Genomic DNA, 20,808 nt, shown 5'->3' on the forward strand with positions numbered 1-20,808 from the left:
AAGTTTGACCATTCCGTAAAATAAGCACGCCCAAATATTGACGTTTACGTCAACGGAATTTAAGCTCCATCTCAACCACCCAACACAGAGGGACTTTCCATGAGCCATTTCCCTACCCTGGACTTTGCCCTGGGCAACGAGATCAACATGCTGCGGGATGCGGTGGCCGAGTTCGCCGCCGCCGAGATCGCCCCGCGGGCGGCGGATATCGACCGGGAGAACCAGTTCCCCCAGGATCTGTGGCCCAAGTTGGGGGAAATGGGCCTTTTGGGCATCACGGTGGGCGAGGAGTACGGCGGTACCGGCATGGGGTACCTGGCGCACATGGTCGCCATGGAGGAGATCTCCCGGGCCTCGGCCTCGGTGGCCCTGTCCTACGGCGCCCATTCCAATCTGTGCGTGAACCAAATCAAGCTCAACGGCACCGAGGCGCAAAAGCGCAAGTACCTGCCTAAACTGATGACCGGCGAGCATGTGGGCGCCCTGGCCATGTCCGAGCCGGGCGCCGGTTCCGACGTGGTCGGCATGCGCCTGCGGGCGCGCAAGGAAGGCGACTGCTACATCCTCAACGGCAACAAGATGTGGATCACCAACGGCCCCGAGGCCGGCACCCTGGTGGTCTATGCCAAGACCGACCCCGAAGCCGGTCCTCGGGGCATCACGGCTTTCATCGTGGAACGGGGCATGGCGGGCTTTTCCACCGCGCAGAAACTGGACAAGCTGGGCATGCGCGGCTCCAACACCTGCGAACTGATTTTTGAAGACTGCGTGATCCCGGCGGACAACATCCTCGGCCAGGAAGGCGGTGGGGTGAAAGTGCTGATGTCCGGGCTGGACTATGAGCGGGCGGTGCTGGCCGCCGGTCCCCTGGGGATCATGGCCGCCTGCATGGACGTGGTCATCCCCTACGTGCATGAACGCAAGCAGTTCGGGCAGGCCATCGGCGAGTTCCAACTCATGCAGGCCAAGCTGGCGGACATGTACACCGGCCTCAACGCCTCCCGGGCCTATGTCTATGCCGTGGGCCGGGCCTGCGACCGGGGCGAGACCACCCGCAAGGATGCCGCCGGCGCCATCCTCTTTGCCGCCGAAAAGGCCACCTGGATGGCCCTGGAGGCGATCCAGTGCCTGGGCGGTAACGGCTATATCAATGAGTACCCCACCGGGCGCCTGCTGCGGGATGCCAAGCTCTACGAGATCGGCGCCGGCACCTCGGAGATCCGGCGCATGCTGATCGGTCGCGAACTGTTCAAGGAAACCCGCTGAGCCTGCTTCAGCCGGGTCACTGTCGGGGATGCCAGCACAGGGGAGTCAGGGACCACCATGAACGTCATCAAGAGCAAGATCGACACCCGATCCGGGGAGTTTGCCGCCAACCGGGCCGCCATGGGCGCCCTGGTGGAAGATCTGCGGTCCCGGGTGGCCCGCATCACCCAGGGGGGCAGCGAACGGGCCCGGGACCGGCATCTGTCCCGGGGCAAGCTGCTGCCTCGGGAACGCATCCAGGTCCTGCTGGACCCGGGCTCCCCGTTCCTGGAACTGTCCCAACTGGCGGCTCTGGGGATGTACGACGATGAAGTGCCGTCCGCCGGCATCATCGCCGGCATCGGGCGGGTCTGCGGCCAGGAGTGCATGATCGTGGCCAATGACGCCACGGTGAAGGGCGGCACCTATTACCCCATGACCTTGAAGAAGCACCTGCGGGCCCAGGAGATCGCCCGGCAGAACCGGCTGCCCTGCATCTATCTGGTGGACTCCGGCGGCGCCAACCTGCCCAGCCAGGACGAGGTCTTTCCGGACCGGGATCACTTCGGCCGTATCTTCTACAACCAGGCCGTGATGTCCTCCCAGGGCATTCCCCAGATCGCGGTGGTGATGGGTTCCTGTACCGCCGGCGGCGCCTATGTGCCCGCCATGGCCGAGGAAAGCATCATCGTCAAGGAACAGGGCACCATCTTCCTGGCCGGGCCGCCGCTGGTGAAGGCGGCCACCGGGGAGGTGGTCAGCGCCGAGGAACTGGGCGGGGCCGATGTACATTCCCGCGTCTCCGGGGTCACGGACCATTACGCCCTCAACGATGCCCACGCCCTGGGGCTGGCGCGGCGCAGCGTCGGTCGCCTCAATCGCTGCAAGCGGGTGGAGTTGGACATTCGCCCCAGTCGCCCGCCCCTGTACGACCCGGCCGAGATCGGCGGCATCATCCCCGCCGACAGCCGCAAGCCCTACGACGTGCGCGAGGTGATCGCCCGCATCGTCGACGGTTCCGAGCTGGACGAATTCAAGGCCCTCTACGGCACTACCCTGGTCTGCGGCTTTGCCCGCATCCATGGCTACCCGGTGGGCATCATCGCCAACAACGGGGTGCTGTTCTCCGAATCGGCCCTCAAGGGCGCCCATTTCATCGAGCTATGCAGCCAGCGGGGCATTCCCCTGGTATTCCTGCAGAACATCACCGGCTTCATGGTGGGGCGCAAGTACGAGTCCGGCGGCATCGCCAAGGATGGCGCCAAGATGGTCACCGCCGTGGCCTGCGCCCAAGTGCCCAAGTTCACCGTCCTGATCGGCGGCAGTTTCGGCGCCGGCAACTACGGCATGTGCGGCCGGGCCTATTCGCCCCGCTTCCTGTGGATGTGGCCCAATGCCCGCATCTCCGTCATGGGGGGCGAGCAGGCGGCCAACGTGATGGCCCAGGTGAAGCGGGACACCCTGGAGCGTCGCGGCGAGACCTGGAGCAGCGACGAAGAGGAACGGTTCAAGGCCCCCATCCGCGAGCAGTACGAACGCCAGGGCCACCCCTATTACGCCACCGCCCGGCTCTGGGATGACGGCGTCATCGATCCGGCGGATACCCGCATGGTGCTGGGACTGGGCATTTCCGCCAGCTTGAATGCCCCCATCCGCGAGACCCGCTTTGGCCTGTTCCGCATGTAGTCGCAAGGAGCCCTTTCATGCCCGACACCTCAGCCCTGACCTGCGAGATCCGGGACGACATCGCCTGGATCACCCTCAACCGTCCCGAGCGGCACAACGCCTTCGATGACGCCCTGATCCGTCACCTCACCGAGACCCTGCGCCGGGTGTCGGCGACGCCGGCGGTACGCGCCCTGGTGCTGGCAGGCGCCGGCAAGAGCTTTTCCGCCGGCGCCGACATCGGCTGGATGAAGCGCATGGCCGGCTACACCGAGGCGGAAAACCTGGCAGATGCACAGGCCCTGGGGGAACTCATGGACACCCTCTATCGCCTGAACCAGCCCACCATCGCCCGGGTCCATGGTGCCGCCCTGGGCGGCGGCGTGGGCCTGGTGGCCGCCTGCGACCTGGCCCTGGCCACGGAGCAGGCCCATTTCTGCCTCTCGGAGGTCCGCCTGGGCCTGATCCCGGCCACCATTTCCCCCTACGTGATTGAGGCCATGGGGGCACGTCAGGCGCGGCGCTACTTCACCACCGCCGAGCGCATTGATGCCCAAGAGGCCATGCGCATCGGCCTGATCCATCAGGTGCTGGCGGACGAGGCCGCCCTGGATGCACAGATCCTCCAGACCCTGAACCAGATCCGTCGCAACGGCCCCGAGGCCATGACCGCCGCCAAGGCCCTGGTCCGGGACGTGAGCCATCGCCCCGTCGACGCTGCCCTGGTGACCGAGACCGCCGGGCGCATCGCACGTATCCGGGCCGGTCGGGAAGCCCAGGAGGGCCTGGGTGCCTTCCAGGAAAAACGGCAGCCCGCCTGGTGCCCCTCCGAGCCGGCCTGATGGCCCCCAACCGCAGGGAATCGAGCATGTTCCACAAGATACTGATTGCCAACCGGGGCGAGATCGCCTGCCGCATTGCCCGCACCTGCCGCGAGCTGGGGATTCGTACCGTGGCCGTCTATTCGGAGGCGGACCGGGAGGCCATGCACGTCAAGGCCTGCGACGAGGCCTGGCCCATCGGCCCGGCACCGGCCCGGGATAGCTACCTGAACATCCCCCGCATCCTGGAGGCGGCCCGACGCAGCGGCGCCCAGGCGATCCACCCCGGCTATGGGTTTTTGTCCGAGAACGCCGATTTTGCCCGCGCCTGCGACGAGGCCGGCATCGTCTTCATCGGTCCCCCGGTGGGGGCCATCGAGGCCATGGGCTCCAAGAGTGCCGCCAAGGCGATCATGGAAGCCGCCGGCGTGCCCCTGGTACCGGGGTACCACGGCGACGATCAGTCCCCCGCCCTGCTGGCCGACGTGGCCGCCCGGATCGGCTATCCGGTCCTGATCAAGGCCTCCGCCGGTGGCGGCGGCAAGGGGATGCGACGGGTGGATGATCCGGCCCGGTTCCGCGAGGCCCTGGAAGCGGCCCGGCGCGAGGCCCGCTCCGCCTTCGGCGATGATCGGGTGCTGGTGGAAAAGTACCTGCTCCAGCCCCGCCACGTGGAAGTCCAGGTCTTTGCGGACAGCCAGGGCCGGGTGGTCCACCTGTTCGAGCGGGACTGCTCGGTGCAGCGGCGCCATCAGAAGGTCATCGAGGAAGCGCCCGCCCCCGGCCTGGACCAGGACCGTCGGCACCAGCTGGGCGAGGCGGCCATTGCCGCCGCCCGTGCCATCGGCTACGTGGGCGCCGGCACCGTGGAATTCATCATGGACAGTCGCGGCGAATTCTATTTCATGGAAATGAACACCCGCCTGCAGGTGGAGCACCCGGTCACCGAGATGATCACCGGTCAGGACCTGGTGGCCTGGCAGCTCCGGGTGGCCGCCGGCCACCCCCTGCCCTGCGAACAGGCGGACTTGGCCATCCGGGGTCACGCCTTCGAGGCCCGCATCTATGCCGAGGACGCAGACCGGGACTTCCTGCCCGCCACCGGCACCATCGGCCACCTGCGGACCCCGCCGCCGAGCCGGCACGTGCGCATCGATACCGGCGTACAGGAAGGTGACGAGATCAGCGTCCACTATGACCCCATGATCGCCAAGCTGGTGGTCTGGGATCAGGACCGGACCACCGCCCTGCGCCGCCTGGCGACGGCCCTGGAATCCTTCATCGTCGTCGGCACCACCACCAATGTGGGTTTTTTGTCCCGACTGGCCCGCCACCCGGCCTTTGCCGAGGCACGGATCGATACCGGCTTCATCGACATCCACCGGGCCGACCTGCTGCCGCCGGTACCACCGATCACTGACGGACAGCTTTGTGCCGCCACCCTGCATGAGCTGCTGCGGGTGGAACAGGCAGCCCGGGCACGGGCGCAGCAGTCCGGCGATACCACCTCTCCCTGGCATGCCACCACCGGCTGGCGCCTGAACACCGACAGCCATCGCTCCCTGCATTTTTTCGACTCGGCTCAGGACCGGGATCTCAAGGTCGCGGCCCATTATCTGGATACGGGCTTTCGCCTGGACCTGGGGCATGGCGAACACTGGGTCCAGGGCCATCTGCAGCCCGACGGTCGCCTGCGTATGCAGGTGGACGGCGTGCATCAGGATGCCTGGGTGCTGCAGGAGGGGCGCCGCCTCAGTGTCTTCATGGCAGGTCACACCCGTGACCTGGTGATCCATGATCCCCTGGCGGCAGGCATGGACGACGAGATCCAGGAAGGCAGCCTGATGGCCCCCATGCCGGGCCTGGTGGTCGCCGTCCATGTGAAGGAAGGTGACGTGGTGCAGGAAGGCGATCCCCTCATGGTGCTGGAGGCCATGAAGATGGAGTATCAGATCAGCGCCCTCACCGACGGCATCGTCGACAGCGTGAACTACAGTGAAGGCGAACAGGTGACCGAAGGCGCCCAGCTCCTGACCATTCGCCAGGGAGAATGAGCCATGGCACACATCACGACCCCCTATTACCTGGAAGACCTGAGTCCCGGCATGTGCTTCGAGACCGAGGCCACCACCATGACCGAAGCGGACATCATCCGCTTCGGCCGGGAATTCGACCCCCAGCCCCACCACGTGGACCCGGAGGCCGCCCGTCACACCCTGTTCGGCGGTCTGGTGGCCAGTGGCTGGCACACCATCGGCGTCATGACCGCCCTGGCGGTGCGCTCCGGCATGCCCCTGGCGGAAGGTCAGATCGGCGTGGGCGTGGAAGGGATCCGCTTCGCCAAGCCGGTTCGCCCCGGTGACCGCATCCGGCTGCACCTGGAGATTCTGGAGGCCCGCCCGCGGGAATCCCGGCCCGGCTGGGGGGTGGTGCGGGTGCAGTGGACCGGTATCAACCAACATGACGAAGTGGTGGTCGAACTCCAGCCCAGTGTGCTGGTGCGCGCCCGCGACGGGGAGATCGCCGGATGAACCTGCCCGGATCTTCCGTGCGTCTGGTGGAGGTCGGCCCCCGGGACGGTCTGCAGAACGAACCGGGCACCATTCCCACGGCCGTCAAATTGGGTCTTATCGAGCGCCTGGCCGACACGGGCCTGACCTGGATCGAGGCCACCGCCTTCGTTTCCCCAAAATGGGTGCCCCAGATGGCGGACCATGGAGAGATCATGACCGTCCTGGCGCCCCGACCCGGGGTGCGCTATCCGGTGCTCACGCCTAACCTCAAGGGCCTGGAGGCCGCCGTGGCCGCGGGCGCCAGGGACGTTGCGGTCTTTGCCGCGGCCTCGGAAAGCTTTTCCCGCAAGAACATCAACTGCGGCATCGACGACAGTCTGGACCGTTTTGCCCCGCTGATGGAACGGGCCAGGGCGCTGGACATCCCGGTACGGGGCTATGTCTCCTGCACCCTGGGCTGTCCCTACGAAGGCGAGATCCCGCCGGAGGCCGTAGCCCGGGTAGCGGCACGACTTCATGCCATGGGCTGCCATGAGATCTCCCTGGGAGACACCATCGGCACCGGTACGCCCCTCAAGGCCCGGCGCATGGTGGAGCGGGTGGCCGAGGTCGTGCCCATGGCACAACTGGCGGCCCATTTCCATGACACCTACGGCCAGGCCCTGGCCAATCTCTATGCCGTCATGGAACTGGGCATCCGCACCATCGACACCTCGGTGGCGGGCCTGGGGGGCTGTCCCTATGCCCGGGGCGCCTCGGGCAACGTGGCCACCGAAGACGTGGTCTACATGCTGCACGGCATGGGTATCGACACCGGCGTGGACCTGGCGGCCCTGGTGGAAACAGCCCACTGGATCTGCGGACAGTTGGGGCGGCCCGTGAACTCGCGGGTGGCCCGGGCCATGGCGCCTTGTGATACCTGAAGACTGGTCAGCCGGCGCGCTCCCACCCGCCCTGAATGATCCGTATCCGACCGGCGGCCAGGTTTTCCATCACGTTGCGACCCATCACGAAGAAGCGCTCACCAAAGATCAATGACGGGTTCAGCGCCCCGGACTCGCCCCGGGCCTCACGGCCGGTGTGCTTGCGGCGCCATTGCAGCGCCTGCTCGCTGATATCCTCCATGAACAGGGGACGCAGTCCGATCGTCTCCAGCCGCACTTTCAGGGTTGCCAGGTCCGGCAGATGGCTGTGCCGGGGCAGGTCCGCCCAGGGTACGGGTAACTGCAACGCCCCCTCCCCCGACCCTGCCACCACTTCATGGATCAGCAGTCGCCCGCCGGGGCGCAGCACCCGGACGATCTCATCCAGTGCTTGCGGCAGGTCCGGCACGTTCAGGAACACATGCTGTGCCCAGACCGCATCAAAGGTAGCCGTGGCAAAGGGCAGGCATTGGGCATCGCCGTGAACAAAATCAGTCCTGGCGGCCAGCCCGGTGGCGCGACTGAGCCACCGGCCGGTGGACACGAAATCCGGCGTGATATCCAGGCCGGTGACCCGTAGCCCATGGTCATGGGCCAGCAGACGGGTCGCGCCCCCGGTGCCGCAGCCCAGATCCAGCACCCGCTCAGCGTGGGAAAAACCCGCCCGACCCGCCAGCCGTCGGCTGGCCGCCCGTCCGCCCAAATGGAGTTGGTCGATGGCGGCGACATCATCGCAGGCAAGTCGATCCGGGTTCAGCCCCACTTGGATCAGGGCCTGACGCAGGATCTGTTCAAGCCCCGACGGGGCGTAGCGTGAGGCAAGGGAGCCGGCAGGGTCCGGTGGTTGCAAGTCCATCTCTATCAAATCCGTTACGAAAAAAGGGGAGCCATTCGGCTCCCCGAAGGATGGCTCGCGATCAGAATCGCGTCTGCAGATTGAGGCTCACCGCGTTGACGCTGTCCCGCTCGGGCAGCAGATCAGCGGTATCGGCAAAGCCGTAAGTGGCCCAAAGACGGGTGGACTGGGTGACGTTGTAGTGAAGCTGGATGTCACCGAACACCACGTCCTCGGATTGGTTCAGATCCCGTGCCAGACCGTCATACTGCACCCAACCGGCGGCCAGCTTGAGCTGCCAGCTGTCGCGGGGACTGAAAGTGCCCCGGACCGCGATCAGATGACGGTCGAAATCCTGTCGCACGTTCGCAAACTCCCTGGCTCCCTTGCCCAGTCCGGTCATGCTCAGGGCGTCGATCCGGGTGGCCGTGGCATCGTGGCGGGGACTGCTTTGAATCAGGCTGGAGAAGCTGTCGAACCCGGGCTCGATCAGTGAGCCGTTGAGGTTAAAGAAGTACTGGCCTTCCAGCTTGAAGGCGGGGGTGACGTCAAAACCGCCGCGCACAAATCCTGCATAGGTGTCATTGGTGAACAGGGCATCCCCGCCGCCCAGATAGTGGGCACCGGCCGTCAGTTCCACCTCGCCCACCTTGCCCTGGACCCAGGGGGAGATCAGGGTGCCGCCGCGCACGTTATAGAACCGATCCGATTCGTAGTCCCCTGTGGCATCCTTCTCATCATCCCCCAGGTAGTAGCCCAGCAAGGCCCCCCAGGCCCAGCCGCTGTTCCTGCCGGTCAGTCCGGTATAGAGCAGGTAGCCGTCGTCCTTGTTGTCATCCAGGGACACCTTGCGGCGCTGGTCAGCCCCCACCAGGAAGGTCACCCCGCCGGCCACAGGACCCAGCAGGATGATGCGGTCACGGCGGTCGTCCGCCACGGTGATGCCGAAGTTCCAGTTGGCGATCTGTCGGCCCGCCCGCAACTGCCAGCCCTCCCCCAACGGCACGCTGACATAGCCGTAATCCAAGGTCACGGTGCGGTGATCCCGGCCGTCGGTAAAGGGCTTGCTCTGCTGAAGTCCGTTCAGATCACCTGAAGCATCTCCGCGCCAGGTGTCGTTGATCAGGTTGACGCCCGCATGCACGCTCACCCCGTCCTGGATGCGGATGTCCGTGCGCAGGCGCAGGCGCTGCTCAAAGCCGTTCTGGTTGCCGCCGGCGGCCATGCTGCGATCAAAGCCGCGAACGTCGATATCGCCGTTGAACTTGTATTCCACGGCCTGGGCGCCGGGCACGGCCAAAAGGCCGGCCAACGCAAGGTGGCTGGGTCTGATACCCATCGTTGACTCCTCCCATAGCTCTCTTTGGTGGTGCTTCTTGTCTGGGTGCGCCGATCTGCCGAGACCAGGCACGGGCTAAAAACTAGATTACGTTTACGCTAACGTCAATATTTATTTTCCTTAACGTAAACGGTAATCTTGATGCAAACCCATGCACGCCCATCAAACAAGGTCCGCGGAGAGACATCATGGCGACTCAGGCTGAAATCCTCTGGCAACCGGGAACACGAGCATTGAAGGACAGCGGGATGGCCCACTACCGGGCCTGGCTCGCTCAGGCAGGTTACGGCCGTTTCGCGGACTACGCCGAACTGCATCGTTGGTCCGTGGAACACCTGGAGGCCTTCTGGGAGAGTATCTGGCGCTTCACCCGGGTCCGCGCCGGCCAACCTTACAAGAGCGTCCTTGAGCACCCGGCCATGCCCGGCACCCGCTGGTTTCCGGGGGCACGGCTGAATTTTGCCGAAAACCTGTTGCGCCACGTCATCGACCAGCCGGATGACCGGGAAGCGATCACCGAGGTCAGCGAATCCCGCTCGCCTCTGCGGCTGAGCCGGGCCGGACTGCTGGCACGGGTGGCCGCCCTGCAGGCAGGCCTGAGATCCCTGGGGGTCGAACCGGGGGACCGGGTTGCCGGCGTGGTCGCCAATACCCATGAGTCTCTGGTGGGGATGCTGGCGGCCACCGGCATGGGGGCGATCTGGAGTTCCGCTTCCCCCGACTTCGGTACTGCGGCCATCCTGGATCGCTTCGGCCAGATCGAACCCAAGGTGCTCCTGGCCGCCAATGGCTACCGTTACAACGGCAAGTGCTTTGATCGCAGGCAACAGAACCTGGACCTGGCCGCGGGGTTGCCGACCCTGGCCGGCGTGATTTCCCTGCCCATCGTGTCGGAGTTGGGCCATCCGGAGGATGCCCGCTTCCTGAGTTGGGAGGAGATCATGGCCGTCCATGCCGACGCCGAGCCGGTGTTCGTGCAGGGACCGTCTGATCAGCCGGTCTATATCCTGTATTCATCCGGCACCACCGGCGTGCCCAAATGCATCGTGCACGGTGCCGCCGGGATGCTGCTCAATCACAGCAAGGAACTGCTGCTGCACGGGGACATCGGCCCCGATGACTGTTTTTTCTATTTCACCACCACCGGCTGGATGATGTGGAACTGGCTCGCCTCCGGCCTGTTGACCGGCGCCAGGCTGGTGCTGTTCGACGGCTCACCCGGCCACCCCGACATGAACCGGCTGTGGGATCTGGTGGCCGAGGAAGGCGTCACCCACTTCGGCACCAGCGCCAGATTCCTGGGCAACTGCCGCAAGCTGGAACTCACTCCCGGCAGGAGCCACGATCTGTCCGCCTTGCGGGTGATCTTCTCCACCGGCTCCCCCCTGTCGGCAGAGGACTTCGACTGGGTCTACCACGGTGTCAAGAAGGATTTGATGCTGGCTTCCATCTCCGGCGGCACGGATATTTGCGGCTGCTTTGTGGGCGGCAACCCCCTGCTGCCGGTGCGCCGGGGCGAGATCCAGTGCGCGCAACTGGGAGTGGATGCCCATGCCTTTCTCCCGGACGGCAGTGATGCCGGCCCGGAACGGGGGGAACTGGTCTGCCTCAAGCCCCTGCCCTGCATGCCGGTGGGATTCTGGAACGATCCCGACGGCAGTCGTTACCGGGGCGCCTATTTCGAGCAGTTCCCCGGTGTCTGGGCCCACGGGGACTTCATCCAGTTCACCGCCCACGGCGGCGCCATCATTCACGGCCGCTCCGATGCCACCCTCAACCCCGGCGGGGTCCGGATCGGCACGGCGGAGATCTACCGTCAGGTGGAGACCATCCCGGAAATACTGGACAGTCTGGTGGTGGGGGCGCCGGATCAGGAGGGAGACGTGCAGGTCATCCTGTTCGTGGTCATGGCCGCGGACCAGATCCTGACGGCGGAACTGGAGCGGACCATTCGCACCCGTATCCGCTCCAGCGCCAGCCCCCGGCACGTTCCGGCGCGGATCCTGGGCGTGCCCCAGATCCCCTACACCCGCAGCGGCAAGAAGGTGGAACTGGCGGTAGCAAGGATGCTCCAAAAGGCATCCATGAGTGAGAACACCAGCGCGCTGGCCAATCCGGAGTCACTGGAACAGATTGCGCAGGTACTCAGGGAGGCGGGGCTGCCGGCCTAGCCTCTACAGGCCCCCGGCACCGGGTTGGGGGCCTGCATGGTGAATTCAGGGATTGCCGCGCAGGAACGCAGACAGATGCGAGAGCATGGCTTTGCTCTTTCTCACCAGGACCCCATAGGTGGCCCGCGAGGTCTCCGGGTTCGGGGCCGACACCATGTCCCGTGCCAGCCGATGAATCTCATCGTGCATGATCCGCGCCGCCGCCAGCGGCGTATCCGATGCTTCGGGCCCGCGCGGATCCATTTCATCCAGCCAGCGACAGAAAAAACAGACATCCAGCTCCGCCGGGTCCGGCACGGCACGGTGGCCCTCCAGCATGTCTTCCAGCGCCATGATCCAGGCCCGATGCTCCACCATGGCATAGACCACCAGACGCAGGTCTCCCACCAGTGGCACAGCGGCCCGCCATACCGACGGTGGCCGCCACCGGCGTATCCAGTCGACCACCCGGGTCGCGGGCATGGGTCGGGCGATGCAGTATCCCTGTCCCAGCTCGCAACCCAGCTGCAGCAGAAGCTCCCCGTGGGCCTCCGATTCCACACCTTCAGCGATCGGCGTGCGCTTGAATGCCTGGGCCAGACCGAGGATACCCTCCAGAATGGCCAGGTCATCGGTATCGTGGAGCATGTCGCGCACGAAACTCTGGTCGATCTTCACCACATCCGCCGGCACCCGCTTGAGATAGGTCAGGGATGAATAGCCGGTACCGAAATCGTCCAGCGCAAACTGAATACCCAGCGCCACGCAGGCCCCGATCGCCTGGGAGACGTGCCCCATATCCGTCAGGGCGCTGGTTTCCAGCACTTCCAGCTCCAGCAGATGGGGGGGTGCCTGGGGATGATCCGCCAGCAACGCCTTCAGGTCCTTGACGAAATCGGGATGCTGCAGATGGTAGGGCGAGACGTTGACGCTCACCGTCAGCTCAATGCCCTGTTGCCGCCAGCATTCCACCTGGACCAGCGCGGCATCCAGCACCCACCGCCCGAGCCGGGCCTCCAGCGGATGATTTTCGATCACGGACAGAAACACGAAGGGTTGCAGCAGCCCTCGTTGCGGGTGCTGCCAGCGGACCAGGGCTTCCACTCCCAGGATCTCACCGGTGCGCATGTTCACCTTGGGCTGGTAATACAGTACGAACTCGTCCCGGATGATGCCAAGGGCAATGCGATCGTGGGTTTCGTGCAGCCCGCGCAGGGTCTTGTCCTGCTCGGCATCGAAGACATGGCACCGGTTTTTGCCCGCCAGCTTGGCCTGATACATGGCCTGATCCGCCTGCCGGATCAGCTGATCCGGATCCACTTCATCGACCTGGGGATAGGTGGTCAGCCCAACACTGCCCGTCACCTTGAGCAAGCAGCCGTCCACAGCGACGGGTTTGGCGATGGCCGCCAGCAGACGATCCATCAGCGGCTGCTGTCCGGCACGATTCAGATCCTCGGTTTCCAGCACGGCGACAAATTCGTCTCCCCCCAGGCGGGCCAGAGTATCGCCCTCGCGCATGATAGTCTGGATATGACCGGCCACTGCACGCAGCAGGTGATCCCCCAATTCATGGCCGTAGCGGTCATTGATGCTCTTGAAACCATCCAGATCGATATAGGCCAGCGTAAAAGGATCGCCGGTACGGCGGGCGCGGGCCATGTACTGCTGCAGTCGGTCCGAAAGCAGTACCCGATTGGGCAGGTCGGTGACCGGATCATAGTGGGCCAGGTGTTCCAGACGCCGCTGATTCTCCTTTTGCTGGGTAATGTCGGAAAAGATACCGACATAGTTCCTCGTCTGCCCCGTCTTGTCATCCTGCACGGCGCTGATGGTGATCAGCCCCATGAACAGGCTGCCATCCTTGCGTTGATTGCAGATCTCTCCGTGCCAGCAGCCCTGAGTGGTCAGGGTATTCCACATCTTTCGGTAAAAGGACACATCGTGTACGCCGGACTTGAGCAGGGAGGGATTGAGGCCGATCACGTCCTGCCGGGCATGGCCGGTGATGTCGCAGAACATCCGGTTCACATCCATGATACGGGCGTTACCGTCGGTGATGAGAATGCCCTCCCGGGCATGTTCGAACACACTGGCCGCCAGGATCAGCTGGGCCTCGATGCGCTTGCGCTCGGTGATGTCCCGGACCGTTGCCTGCAGCAGGGATTGATCGCCGATTTCCAGGCGATTGAGCAGAACATCCCCCACAAACTCGGTGCCGTCGTCCAGCCGACGATGAGTCCACTCGAACCCCACATGCCCCTGCTCCAGCGCCTGATGGACACGGTAACGGGTCGACACCTCGGAGGACTCTCCGTCGGGCTGATATTCGGGGGAGAGGGCTTGCAGGGACCGGCCGATGATCTGGTCCGTCTCCCGTGCCCCGAACAGATGCAGCATGGCCGGGTTGCACTCGACGACGATGCCGTCATGGAGAATGAACACCGCATCGGGCGTGGATTCATACAGCGCCCGGTAACGGACTTCCGAGCGGTGCAGTTGTTCGGTTCGTTGCATGACCCTGGATTCGAGCTGTGCGTTGGCATCACGCAAGGCCCCCTCCGCCCTTTGCCAGCGCCGCCCCAGGCGCATGGCCATGACCAACCCCACCAGACTGGGCAGAATCACCAGTAAGGAGGCCAACGCCGTGGTGCGCAGAATCTGCGGCGCGATGTCCCTGCGCACATGGTCCCTGGTCTGAAACAGATGCAGCTGCCAGCCCAGGTCCAGCATGGTCTCAAAGTGCAGCCAATCCGCGGCATCGGGACGATGGTGCATGGATGGATCATCGGTGAACGGAGACAGAGTCAGGAAAGGATGATCCGCCGGAGGCTGCGGCGACTCCCCTTCCAGCCAACCGAACCGGGTATCGGCAATGGGCAGGCCCTGACGATCCAGCACCGTGGCCACGGCAAATGGCGCAATCCTTTCCGGCGTCAGCAACTGGGAAAGATGCTGAAGGTGCAGCACCCCGCCCAGATGCAGGCGAATCCGCCCATCGGGTCCCTTGACGGGCGTATTGATGGTCACCGCCCGCAAGCCATCGGACCCCAGAAAGCTGTCGGAGACCACCTGCCGACCGGTTTGCGCCGTATCACGAAAGTAATCCCGGTCGGCCAGGTTGCTGCGTTGCAGGGGGATGGGCCAGGGATACAGCCGATGAAAGTCCCCTTCCGGTGTGAGGATGAACACCACCGAAAACCCGCCGTGCCGATACAGCCGCTCCAGCCATTGGTCCTGGGCCGATGGCGGCACATGGGCATATTGACCGGTGGGCAGTGGATCAGGCCATAGCTCGCCCAGCTCCGGCGCCTGGGCCGCCAGCTCCAGGAGCGCGGAAGCCCGCTGGATGTCCTCGTCGATCAATCGGGCCAGTCCCGTGGCCAGCGCGGCATGATCGGACGACCAGCGCTGGACCGCCCATTCGTCCATGGTGGTGCGCAGCACCAGTCCCATCAGGACCAACGCCAGGATCGTGGGCAGGACAATCACTGCCACGATTTGCTGTCGTCTTGTGGGCATGGACATCATCATTGCCGCGGAACAGGGCCTTGGGGTCAAGAAGCGCATGGATGCCGGCGCGTGTGCAACCACCCGAAACTAGGAACAGGGCCGCAATTCATGCACACTATATAGTGTTTTTATATTCGGGTACCGACCTTTGGCAAACTCGCTGTCGACACCTGAAATCCGACTGATCCCATTGACTCCTGGAGAGACCATGCCTGCCAGAACACGTATGATCCTGATCGCTGCGGCGGCCTTCGTGGCCATCGTCTTCTTCCAGCCATTGCTCACCTTCCTCGGTGGCATACTCGTGATCGTGGTGGCAGCCACCCTGATCTTCCGCGACCTGCCTCAGGATACCCAGGATATGATCGAAGATCATATCAATGGCTGGATCAACCGTGCCCGCAGCGGTTTTTGGCCGGCGGAGAGCAGCGGTGCCCAGAGAAGCGCCGGCACTTCCGCCCGAGGCCGGGTGATTGAGGCGGAACTGGACGATGACGAGGACGAGGAGGAAGCGCCGGCACCCAAACCCAGGCCCCGCACGCGCCGTCCCCGTGCCAAGAAGAGCACCTCAGCCTCCGGCAGCAACACTTCTTCCTGATACTGCTTCACGGGAACTCTGCCTTGTGGGAGCGGGCCTGCCCGCGAACAGCGGCACCACCGGAAACACCGCTTTCGCCGGCAAGGCCGACTCCCACAGGGGATGCAGACGGCAACTGCACGACTCACTTGATGCCGGTCAGATTCTCCCCTTGCCGCGTCCGGTATCTCGCTCCTCCCCCATCACCAGCAGGACGGCATTACCGCCGGCCGCCGCGGTGTTCACCGTCAGCACCCGCTCGGTGGCAAAACGCAGCAGGTAGTGGGGACCTCCGGCCTTGAAACCGGTCCCTGACAGTCCTTCGCCGCCGAAGGGCTGACTGCCCACCACCGCGCCCACCATGTCCCGGTTCACATAGGCATTGCCTGTCCGCACCTTGCGGGCCAGCTGGTGGGCAACGGCATCGATCCGGCTATGGATCCCCAGTGTCAGACCATACCCGGTGGCATTGATCTGCCGTATCAACCCGTCCAGTTCACCAGTACGCCAGCGCAGCACATGCAGCATGGGCCCGAACACTTCCCCCGGCAACTCATCCAGCCGGTCCAGTTGATACAGGCTCGGGAGCATGAAACTGCCCCGCTCGCAGCCGCCCGACAGGTGGGCACGGTGGAGCAGGCGATCCTTGCGCCTCATCTCCTCATCATGGGCCTGCAGGGCCGCCAGTGCCCGGTCATCGATCACCGGCCCCACATCGGTGGAAAGCCAGTGAGGGTCTCCCACCACCAGAGTATCCATGGCCCCCTGGAGCATCTCCAGCAAGGCATCCGCCACCGATTCCTGGACACACAGCACCCGCAGCGCCGAACAGCGCTGGCCGGCGCTGAAGAACGCCGAGCGCAGGATATCCATGACCACCTGTTCATGCAGAGCGGTAGCGTCCACCACCATGGCATTGATGCCGCCGGTTTCCGCGATCAGGGGCACGATGGGACCATCCTCCCGGGCGGCCAACCCCCGGTGAATCAGGCGGGCGGTCGCGGTGGAGCCGGTGAAGGCTACACCGCTGATACGCGCATCAGCCACCAGTTTGGGACCAATCTCCTCTCCCCGGCCGGGCAGACAGTGCAGGACTGCGGAGGGGACACCGGCCTGGTGCATGAGCTGGGTGGCCCGTACCGCCACCAGGCCGGCCTGTTCCGCGGGCTTGGCGATCACCGCATTGCCCGCCCCCAGGGCGGCCGTCACCTGGCCGGTGAAGATGGCCAGCGGGAAATTCCAGGGGCTGATGCACAGAAACACCCCTCGGCCCCGCAGGGTGAGCTCATTGCACTCCCCGGTGATCCCTGGCAGGGACAGGGGCCGTATGAACCGCTCCCGGACCTGGGCGGCATAATAGCGACAGAAATCCACCGCCTCGCGCACCTCGGCCTGGGCGTCCCGCAGGGTCTTGCCCGTCTCTTCCACGCACAGGACCATGAGCTCCGTCGTGTGCTGCTCCAGCAGGTCGGCCACTTGGTCCAGGATCGCCGCCCGCTGGGCCGGCGGGCGTTCATCCCAGGCCGTCCAGGCCTGGTGAGCGGCCGCCAGGGCCGTCTCCAGGTCCTCGTCATTGGCAAAGGTGATACGACCGATTTCCCGCCCGCGGTCGGAGGGTGCGTATACCCCTTGCCCGTGGCCGGTCCGGAGCCGCCCGCGGCAGACGGGACCGCCGTTCCAGGGGGCACGCGCCCCGATCCTGTTCATGTCTGCCGCCAGCTGGTGCAGGGTCTTGCGATGGGCGAAGTCCAGGCCGCGGCTGTTGCGCCTGGCGGGGGCGTAAAGGGCGGCGGGCAGCGGGATGCGGGGGTGGCGCCAGGTACTGTAGCCCTTGAGGGTCGTTACCGGATCGGTGATGAGCTGCTCCAGGTGTTCCTCGTGCAGACGATGGACAAAGGAGGTATTGGCCCCGTTTTCCAGCATGCGGCGCACCAGGTAGGGCAGCAGGGTCTCGTGACTGCCCACTGGGGCATAGATCCGGCAATGGAGGCGGCCCGAATCGGACCGCTCCACCAGTTGCCCGTAAAGCCCCTCCCCCATGCCATGGAGGCGCTGAAATTCATAGGCCTTGTTGCCGGCCATTTCCATCACCGCCGCCACCGTCTGGGCATTGTGGGTGGCGAACTGGGGGTAGAGATGCGGGCTGTCATGGAGCAGGCGGCGGGCACAGGCCAGGTAGGACACGTCGGTGGCCGCCTTGCGGGTAAATACCGGGTAATCGGACAATCCCTGCTGCTGGCTGTCCTTGATCTCCGTGTCCCAGTAGGCCCCCTTCACCAAGCGTACCATGACGATACGGCGATGCCGGGCGGCCTGCTGCTCCAGCCAACCCAGCTGAGCCCAGGCCCGTTTCTGATAGGCCTGTACGGCCATACCCAGGCCGTCCCAGGCATTGAGATCCGAATCAGCGATCAGGATCTCCATCACGTCCAGAGATAGGTCCAGGCGCCAGGATTCCTCGGCATCGATGCAAAGCGGGATGCCCTGATCCCGTGCCAGCCGGCACAGTTCCAGGATGCGCGGCATGAGCCGACCCTGCAGGCGGCTTTCATGGCCGGGCTCATAGCGGGCATCCAGGGCGGAGAGTTTCACCGAAATGCCCGGCCGCTCCCGCAACGGTACGCGCAGATCCACCCCATCACCGATGCGATGAACGGCATGCCGATAGGCCTCGAAGTAACGCCGGGCATCCTCCTCGGTGCGGGCCGACTCCCCGAGCATGTCATAGGAATAGCAGTAACCCGCCTGCTCCTGGGGACGCGCCCGTTTCATCGCCTCGTCGATGGTGCGTCCCAACACGAAGGCATCCCCCAGCATGACCATGGCACGACGCACCGCGGAGCGGACCAACGGGGCACCGGCCCGCGCCAGCAGACGGTGAACCGCCCCCCCCAGCCAGTGGCGGCGGTCTTCCGTATCGATGATGCGTTCACTGATCCATAGCCCCCAGGTGGCGACATTGACGAAAAAGGGCTGGCCCTTACCCAGGTGGGCATCCCAGTGGGCGGCGGAGAGCTTGTCCTGGATCAACTGGTCCGCGGTGGCCTTGTCCGGTACTCGCAACAAGGCCTCGGCCAGGCACATGAGAGCAATACCCTCTTCCGATGAGAGGTCATATTCATGCAGCAGGGCGCCGATGCCGGACTGTCGTTCCTGGGCCTTGATCATGCCCCGCACCAGCCCCCGGGCCAGGAAGCGCACCCGGGTCGCCGCCTCTGCCTCCAGCTCGGCACGGGGCAGCAGGGCCTTCATCGCCTCCGCTTCGTCCATGCGACAGGCCGACATCATGGGCTCACGGTCCTGGATGGACAGTGCGGCGAGGTCCGGATAGACGTATCGGCTCATAATTTCTCTTGTCCTATTGCAAATGCGCGCCATGCCGGGGGCTGCGGTTGGCCCCGACGGGGTGTCCTTCTTAGAATAGCCGCTCGCATGAGGATCATTCCACGATCCTGACCTGTCCTTCTCAACGGGAGTCCGTGATGCAAGAAACCCTGACCACCGCCACCTGGTTCTGGCTGCTGGTACCCATGCCCCTGCTGGTGCTGCTGTCACTCGTCAGCCTGCTGCGCCACAGCCTGAGGAGGCACGGGTGATGACCGGTAGCGTGGAAATCAACTTCGCCCTGCTGGCGACCCTCATCGTCTATCTGATCCTGATGATCCTGGTGGGCCTGCTGGCCTACCGGGTGACCAGTAACCTGTCGGACTACATCCTGGGTGGACGGCGCTTGGGCGCAGGCACGGCCGCCCTCTCGGCCGGGGCCTCGGACATGAGCGGCTGGCTGCTGCTGGGCCTGCCGGGAGCGGTCTATGCGGCCGGCATGAACCAGCTCTGGATCGCGGTCGGGCTGACCATCGGCGCCTATCTTAACTGGCAGTTCGTGGCCGAGCGCCTGCGGCGGTTCACCGCCGCCGCCCGGGACTCGATCACCATTCCGGCCTATTTCGAGAACCGCTTCCGGGACGAGACCTCGGCCCTGCGGGTGGTGTCGGCCCTGGTGATTCTGGTGTTCTTCACCTTCTACACCTCCGCCGGTCTGGTGGCCGCCGGTACCCTGTTCGAAGGGACCTTCGGCATCGATTATGAACTGGCCCTGGCCATCGGCGCCGCGGTGATCCTGGTCTACACCCTGCTGGGAGGCTTTCTGGCGGTGAGCTGGACCGACTTCATCCAGGGCATTCTGATGTTCGTGGCCCTGGTCCTGGTGCCCGTCATCACCATCATGAACCTGGGCGGCTGGACCGAAACCAGCCAGATGGTGGCGCAGCTCAATCCCGGCGCCCTGGATGCCTTTCACGACATCACCCTGTTCGGCATCATTTCCCTGATGGCCTGGGGCCTGGGTTACTTCGGGCAACCCCATGTACTGGCCCGGTTCATGGCCATTCGCAGTCCCGGCGACATTCCCCTGGCCCGCTTCATCGGCATCACCTGGATGGTGGTGGCCCTGTTCGGCGCCATGCTCACGGGCTTTGCCGGGATTGCCTATTTCGGCGAAGCGGGACTGACGAACCCGGAAACGGTGTTCATCCTGCTGATTCAGGCCCTGTTCAATCCCTGGGTGGCCGGATGCCTGATCGCGGCGGTGCTGGCGGCCATCATGAGCACCATCGACTCCCAGCTTCTGGTGTCCTCGTCGGCCCTGTCCGAGGACTTCTACAAGCGCTTCTTCCGTCCCGGTGCCTCGGACACGGAATTGGTCTGGATCGGCCGGGGCACGGTGCTGGGCATCGGCGTGCTGGCCACGTTGCTGGCGCTGAATCCGGACGCCGCCGTGCTGGATCTGGTGTCCTATGCCTGGGCGGGCTTTGGCGCGGCCTTCGGGCCGGTGATCATCCTGTCGGTGTTCTGGCGCGGCATGAACCGCAACGGCGCCCTGGCGGGGATCGTCACCGGCGCGCTCACGGTACTGATCTGGGAACGTTACGAGGGCGGCCTGTTCGACATGTACGAGATCCTGCCGGGCTTCATCCTGGCCACCCTGGCCATCCTCCTGTTCAGCCGGGTGGGCAAGGGCCCGACCGAGGACATGAAACGGGAGTTCGACGAGGTGCAACGGGCGCAGCGGGAAGGCTGACGCCGCCCCTGACCGAACCCGGGGGGGGGGGGGGGGGGGGGGGGGGGGGGGGGCCGCCCCCCCCCCCCCCCCCCCCCCCCCCGCCCCCCCCCCCCCCCCCGGCCCCCCCCCCCCCCCCAGGCCGGCCGCCGGCCGGGGCGGAGGGCC

General features: G+C 65.2%; 13 protein-coding genes. 9 read left to right on the forward strand and 4 right to left on the reverse strand.

Features of this window, described 5'->3' with window-relative positions; all coding sequences use genetic code 11:
• Positions 1–99: 99 nt before the first annotated feature.
• Genes LQ956_RS13430 through LQ956_RS13455 form a run of 6 tightly spaced genes read left to right on the forward strand, consistent with a single transcriptional unit; the run spans position 100 to position 7,167 of the window.
• The gene (locus LQ956_RS13430; protein WP_238630157.1) at positions 100–1,266 is read left to right on the forward strand and encodes an isovaleryl-CoA dehydrogenase; all 1,167 of its coding nucleotides are present in this window, start codon (positions 100–102) and stop codon (positions 1,264–1,266) included.
• A 57-nt stretch (positions 1,267–1,323) separates the two neighbouring features.
• Positions 1,324–2,931, forward strand: coding sequence for a carboxyl transferase domain-containing protein (locus LQ956_RS13435; RefSeq protein WP_238622726.1), 1,608 nt, complete (start codon positions 1,324–1,326; stop codon positions 2,929–2,931).
• A gap of 17 nt (positions 2,932–2,948) precedes the next feature.
• The gene (locus LQ956_RS13440; protein ID WP_238622725.1) at positions 2,949–3,752 is read left to right on the forward strand and encodes an enoyl-CoA hydratase/isomerase family protein; all 804 of its coding nucleotides are present in this window, start codon (positions 2,949–2,951) and stop codon (positions 3,750–3,752) included.
• Between the two features lie 26 nt (positions 3,753–3,778).
• On the forward strand, positions 3,779–5,785 hold the full coding sequence (locus LQ956_RS13445; RefSeq protein ID WP_238622724.1) for an acetyl/propionyl/methylcrotonyl-CoA carboxylase subunit alpha: 2,007 nt from the start codon (positions 3,779–3,781) through the stop codon (positions 5,783–5,785).
• 3 nt (positions 5,786–5,788) lie between these two features.
• Positions 5,789–6,262 (forward strand): MaoC family dehydratase, encoded by a 474-nt coding sequence (locus LQ956_RS13450; protein ID WP_238630156.1) that lies wholly within the window; start codon positions 5,789–5,791, stop codon positions 6,260–6,262.
• Complete coding sequence (locus tag LQ956_RS13455) at positions 6,259–7,167, forward strand: hydroxymethylglutaryl-CoA lyase (RefSeq protein ID WP_238630155.1); 909 nt, start codon at positions 6,259–6,261, stop codon at positions 7,165–7,167. The genes LQ956_RS13450 and LQ956_RS13455 overlap by 4 nt, the downstream gene beginning before the upstream one ends.
• A 7-nt stretch (positions 7,168–7,174) precedes the next feature.
• Here LQ956_RS13455 and LQ956_RS13460 read toward each other — a convergent pair whose 3' ends face one another.
• Together LQ956_RS13460 and LQ956_RS13465 are read right to left on the reverse strand one after the other, a co-directional pair.
• On the reverse strand, positions 7,175–8,023 hold the full coding sequence (locus LQ956_RS13460; protein WP_238630154.1) for a class I SAM-dependent methyltransferase: 849 nt from the start codon (positions 8,021–8,023) through the stop codon (positions 7,175–7,177).
• 61 nt (positions 8,024–8,084) lie between these two features.
• Complete coding sequence (locus tag LQ956_RS13465; RefSeq protein ID WP_238630153.1) at positions 8,085–9,341, reverse strand: hypothetical protein; 1,257 nt, start codon at positions 9,339–9,341, stop codon at positions 8,085–8,087.
• A 188-nt stretch (positions 9,342–9,529) separates the two neighbouring features.
• Between LQ956_RS13465 and LQ956_RS13470 the strand changes: the two genes are divergently transcribed.
• Positions 9,530–11,512, forward strand: coding sequence for an acetoacetate--CoA ligase (locus LQ956_RS13470; RefSeq protein ID WP_238622719.1), 1,983 nt, complete (start codon positions 9,530–9,532; stop codon positions 11,510–11,512).
• Between the two features lie 45 nt (positions 11,513–11,557).
• On the opposite strand, the gene LQ956_RS13475 is transcribed toward LQ956_RS13470, so the two are convergent.
• Complete coding sequence (locus LQ956_RS13475) at positions 11,558–15,013, reverse strand: EAL domain-containing protein (RefSeq protein ID WP_238630152.1); 3,456 nt, start codon at positions 15,011–15,013, stop codon at positions 11,558–11,560.
• 199 nt (positions 15,014–15,212) lie between these two features.
• Here LQ956_RS13475 and LQ956_RS13480 point away from each other — a divergent pair, with 199 nt between their 5' ends.
• Positions 15,213–15,602: a hypothetical protein gene (locus tag LQ956_RS13480; protein WP_238622717.1), complete on the forward strand. Its 390-nt coding sequence runs from the start codon at positions 15,213–15,215 to the stop codon at positions 15,600–15,602.
• 138 nt (positions 15,603–15,740) lie between these two features.
• Here the strand turns inward: LQ956_RS13480 and putA are convergent, their stop codons facing one another.
• A complete protein-coding gene (gene putA / locus LQ956_RS13485) occupies positions 15,741–18,926 on the reverse strand; it encodes a bifunctional proline dehydrogenase/L-glutamate gamma-semialdehyde dehydrogenase PutA (protein WP_238622716.1) in 3,186 nt (1,061 codons plus the stop codon).
• A 262-nt stretch (positions 18,927–19,188) separates the two neighbouring features.
• Between putA and putP the strand changes: the two genes are divergently transcribed.
• Positions 19,189–20,661, forward strand: a complete 1,473-nt coding sequence (gene putP, locus LQ956_RS13490) for a sodium/proline symporter PutP (protein ID WP_430733425.1) — start codon at positions 19,189–19,191, stop codon at positions 20,659–20,661.
• Positions 20,662–20,808 lie beyond the last annotated feature (147 nt).

Origin of the sequence: Ectothiorhodospira lacustris (assembly GCF_022227845.1) — a bacterium.
Taxonomy (GTDB): Bacteria; Pseudomonadota; Gammaproteobacteria; order Ectothiorhodospirales; family Ectothiorhodospiraceae; genus Ectothiorhodospira; species Ectothiorhodospira lacustris.

Excerpts from the sequence above, each read along its gene's own strand:
- LQ956_RS13455 (WP_238630155.1), top strand. The coding sequence starts at position 6,259 with ATGAACCTGCCCGGATCTTCCGTGCGTCTGGTGGAGGTCGGCCCCCGG.
- LQ956_RS13460 (WP_238630154.1), bottom strand. The coding sequence starts at position 8,023 with ATGGACTTGCAACCACCGGACCCTGCCGGCTCCCTTGCCTCACGCTAC.
- LQ956_RS13475 (WP_238630152.1), bottom strand. The coding sequence starts at position 15,013 with ATGCCCACAAGACGACAGCAAATCGTGGCAGTGATTGTCCTGCCCACG.
- LQ956_RS13450 (WP_238630156.1), top strand. The coding sequence starts at position 5,789 with ATGGCACACATCACGACCCCCTATTACCTGGAAGACCTGAGTCCCGGC.
- LQ956_RS13435 (WP_238622726.1), top strand. The coding sequence starts at position 1,324 with ATGAACGTCATCAAGAGCAAGATCGACACCCGATCCGGGGAGTTTGCC.
- putA (WP_238622716.1), bottom strand. The coding sequence starts at position 18,926 with ATGAGCCGATACGTCTATCCGGACCTCGCCGCACTGTCCATCCAGGAC.
- LQ956_RS13480 (WP_238622717.1), top strand. The coding sequence starts at position 15,213 with ATGCCTGCCAGAACACGTATGATCCTGATCGCTGCGGCGGCCTTCGTG.
- LQ956_RS13430 (WP_238630157.1), top strand. The coding sequence starts at position 100 with ATGAGCCATTTCCCTACCCTGGACTTTGCCCTGGGCAACGAGATCAAC.
- LQ956_RS13445 (WP_238622724.1), top strand. The coding sequence starts at position 3,779 with ATGTTCCACAAGATACTGATTGCCAACCGGGGCGAGATCGCCTGCCGC.
- LQ956_RS13470 (WP_238622719.1), top strand. The coding sequence starts at position 9,530 with ATGGCGACTCAGGCTGAAATCCTCTGGCAACCGGGAACACGAGCATTG.
- LQ956_RS13440 (WP_238622725.1), top strand. The coding sequence starts at position 2,949 with ATGCCCGACACCTCAGCCCTGACCTGCGAGATCCGGGACGACATCGCC.
- LQ956_RS13465 (WP_238630153.1), bottom strand. The coding sequence starts at position 9,341 with ATGGGTATCAGACCCAGCCACCTTGCGTTGGCCGGCCTTTTGGCCGTG.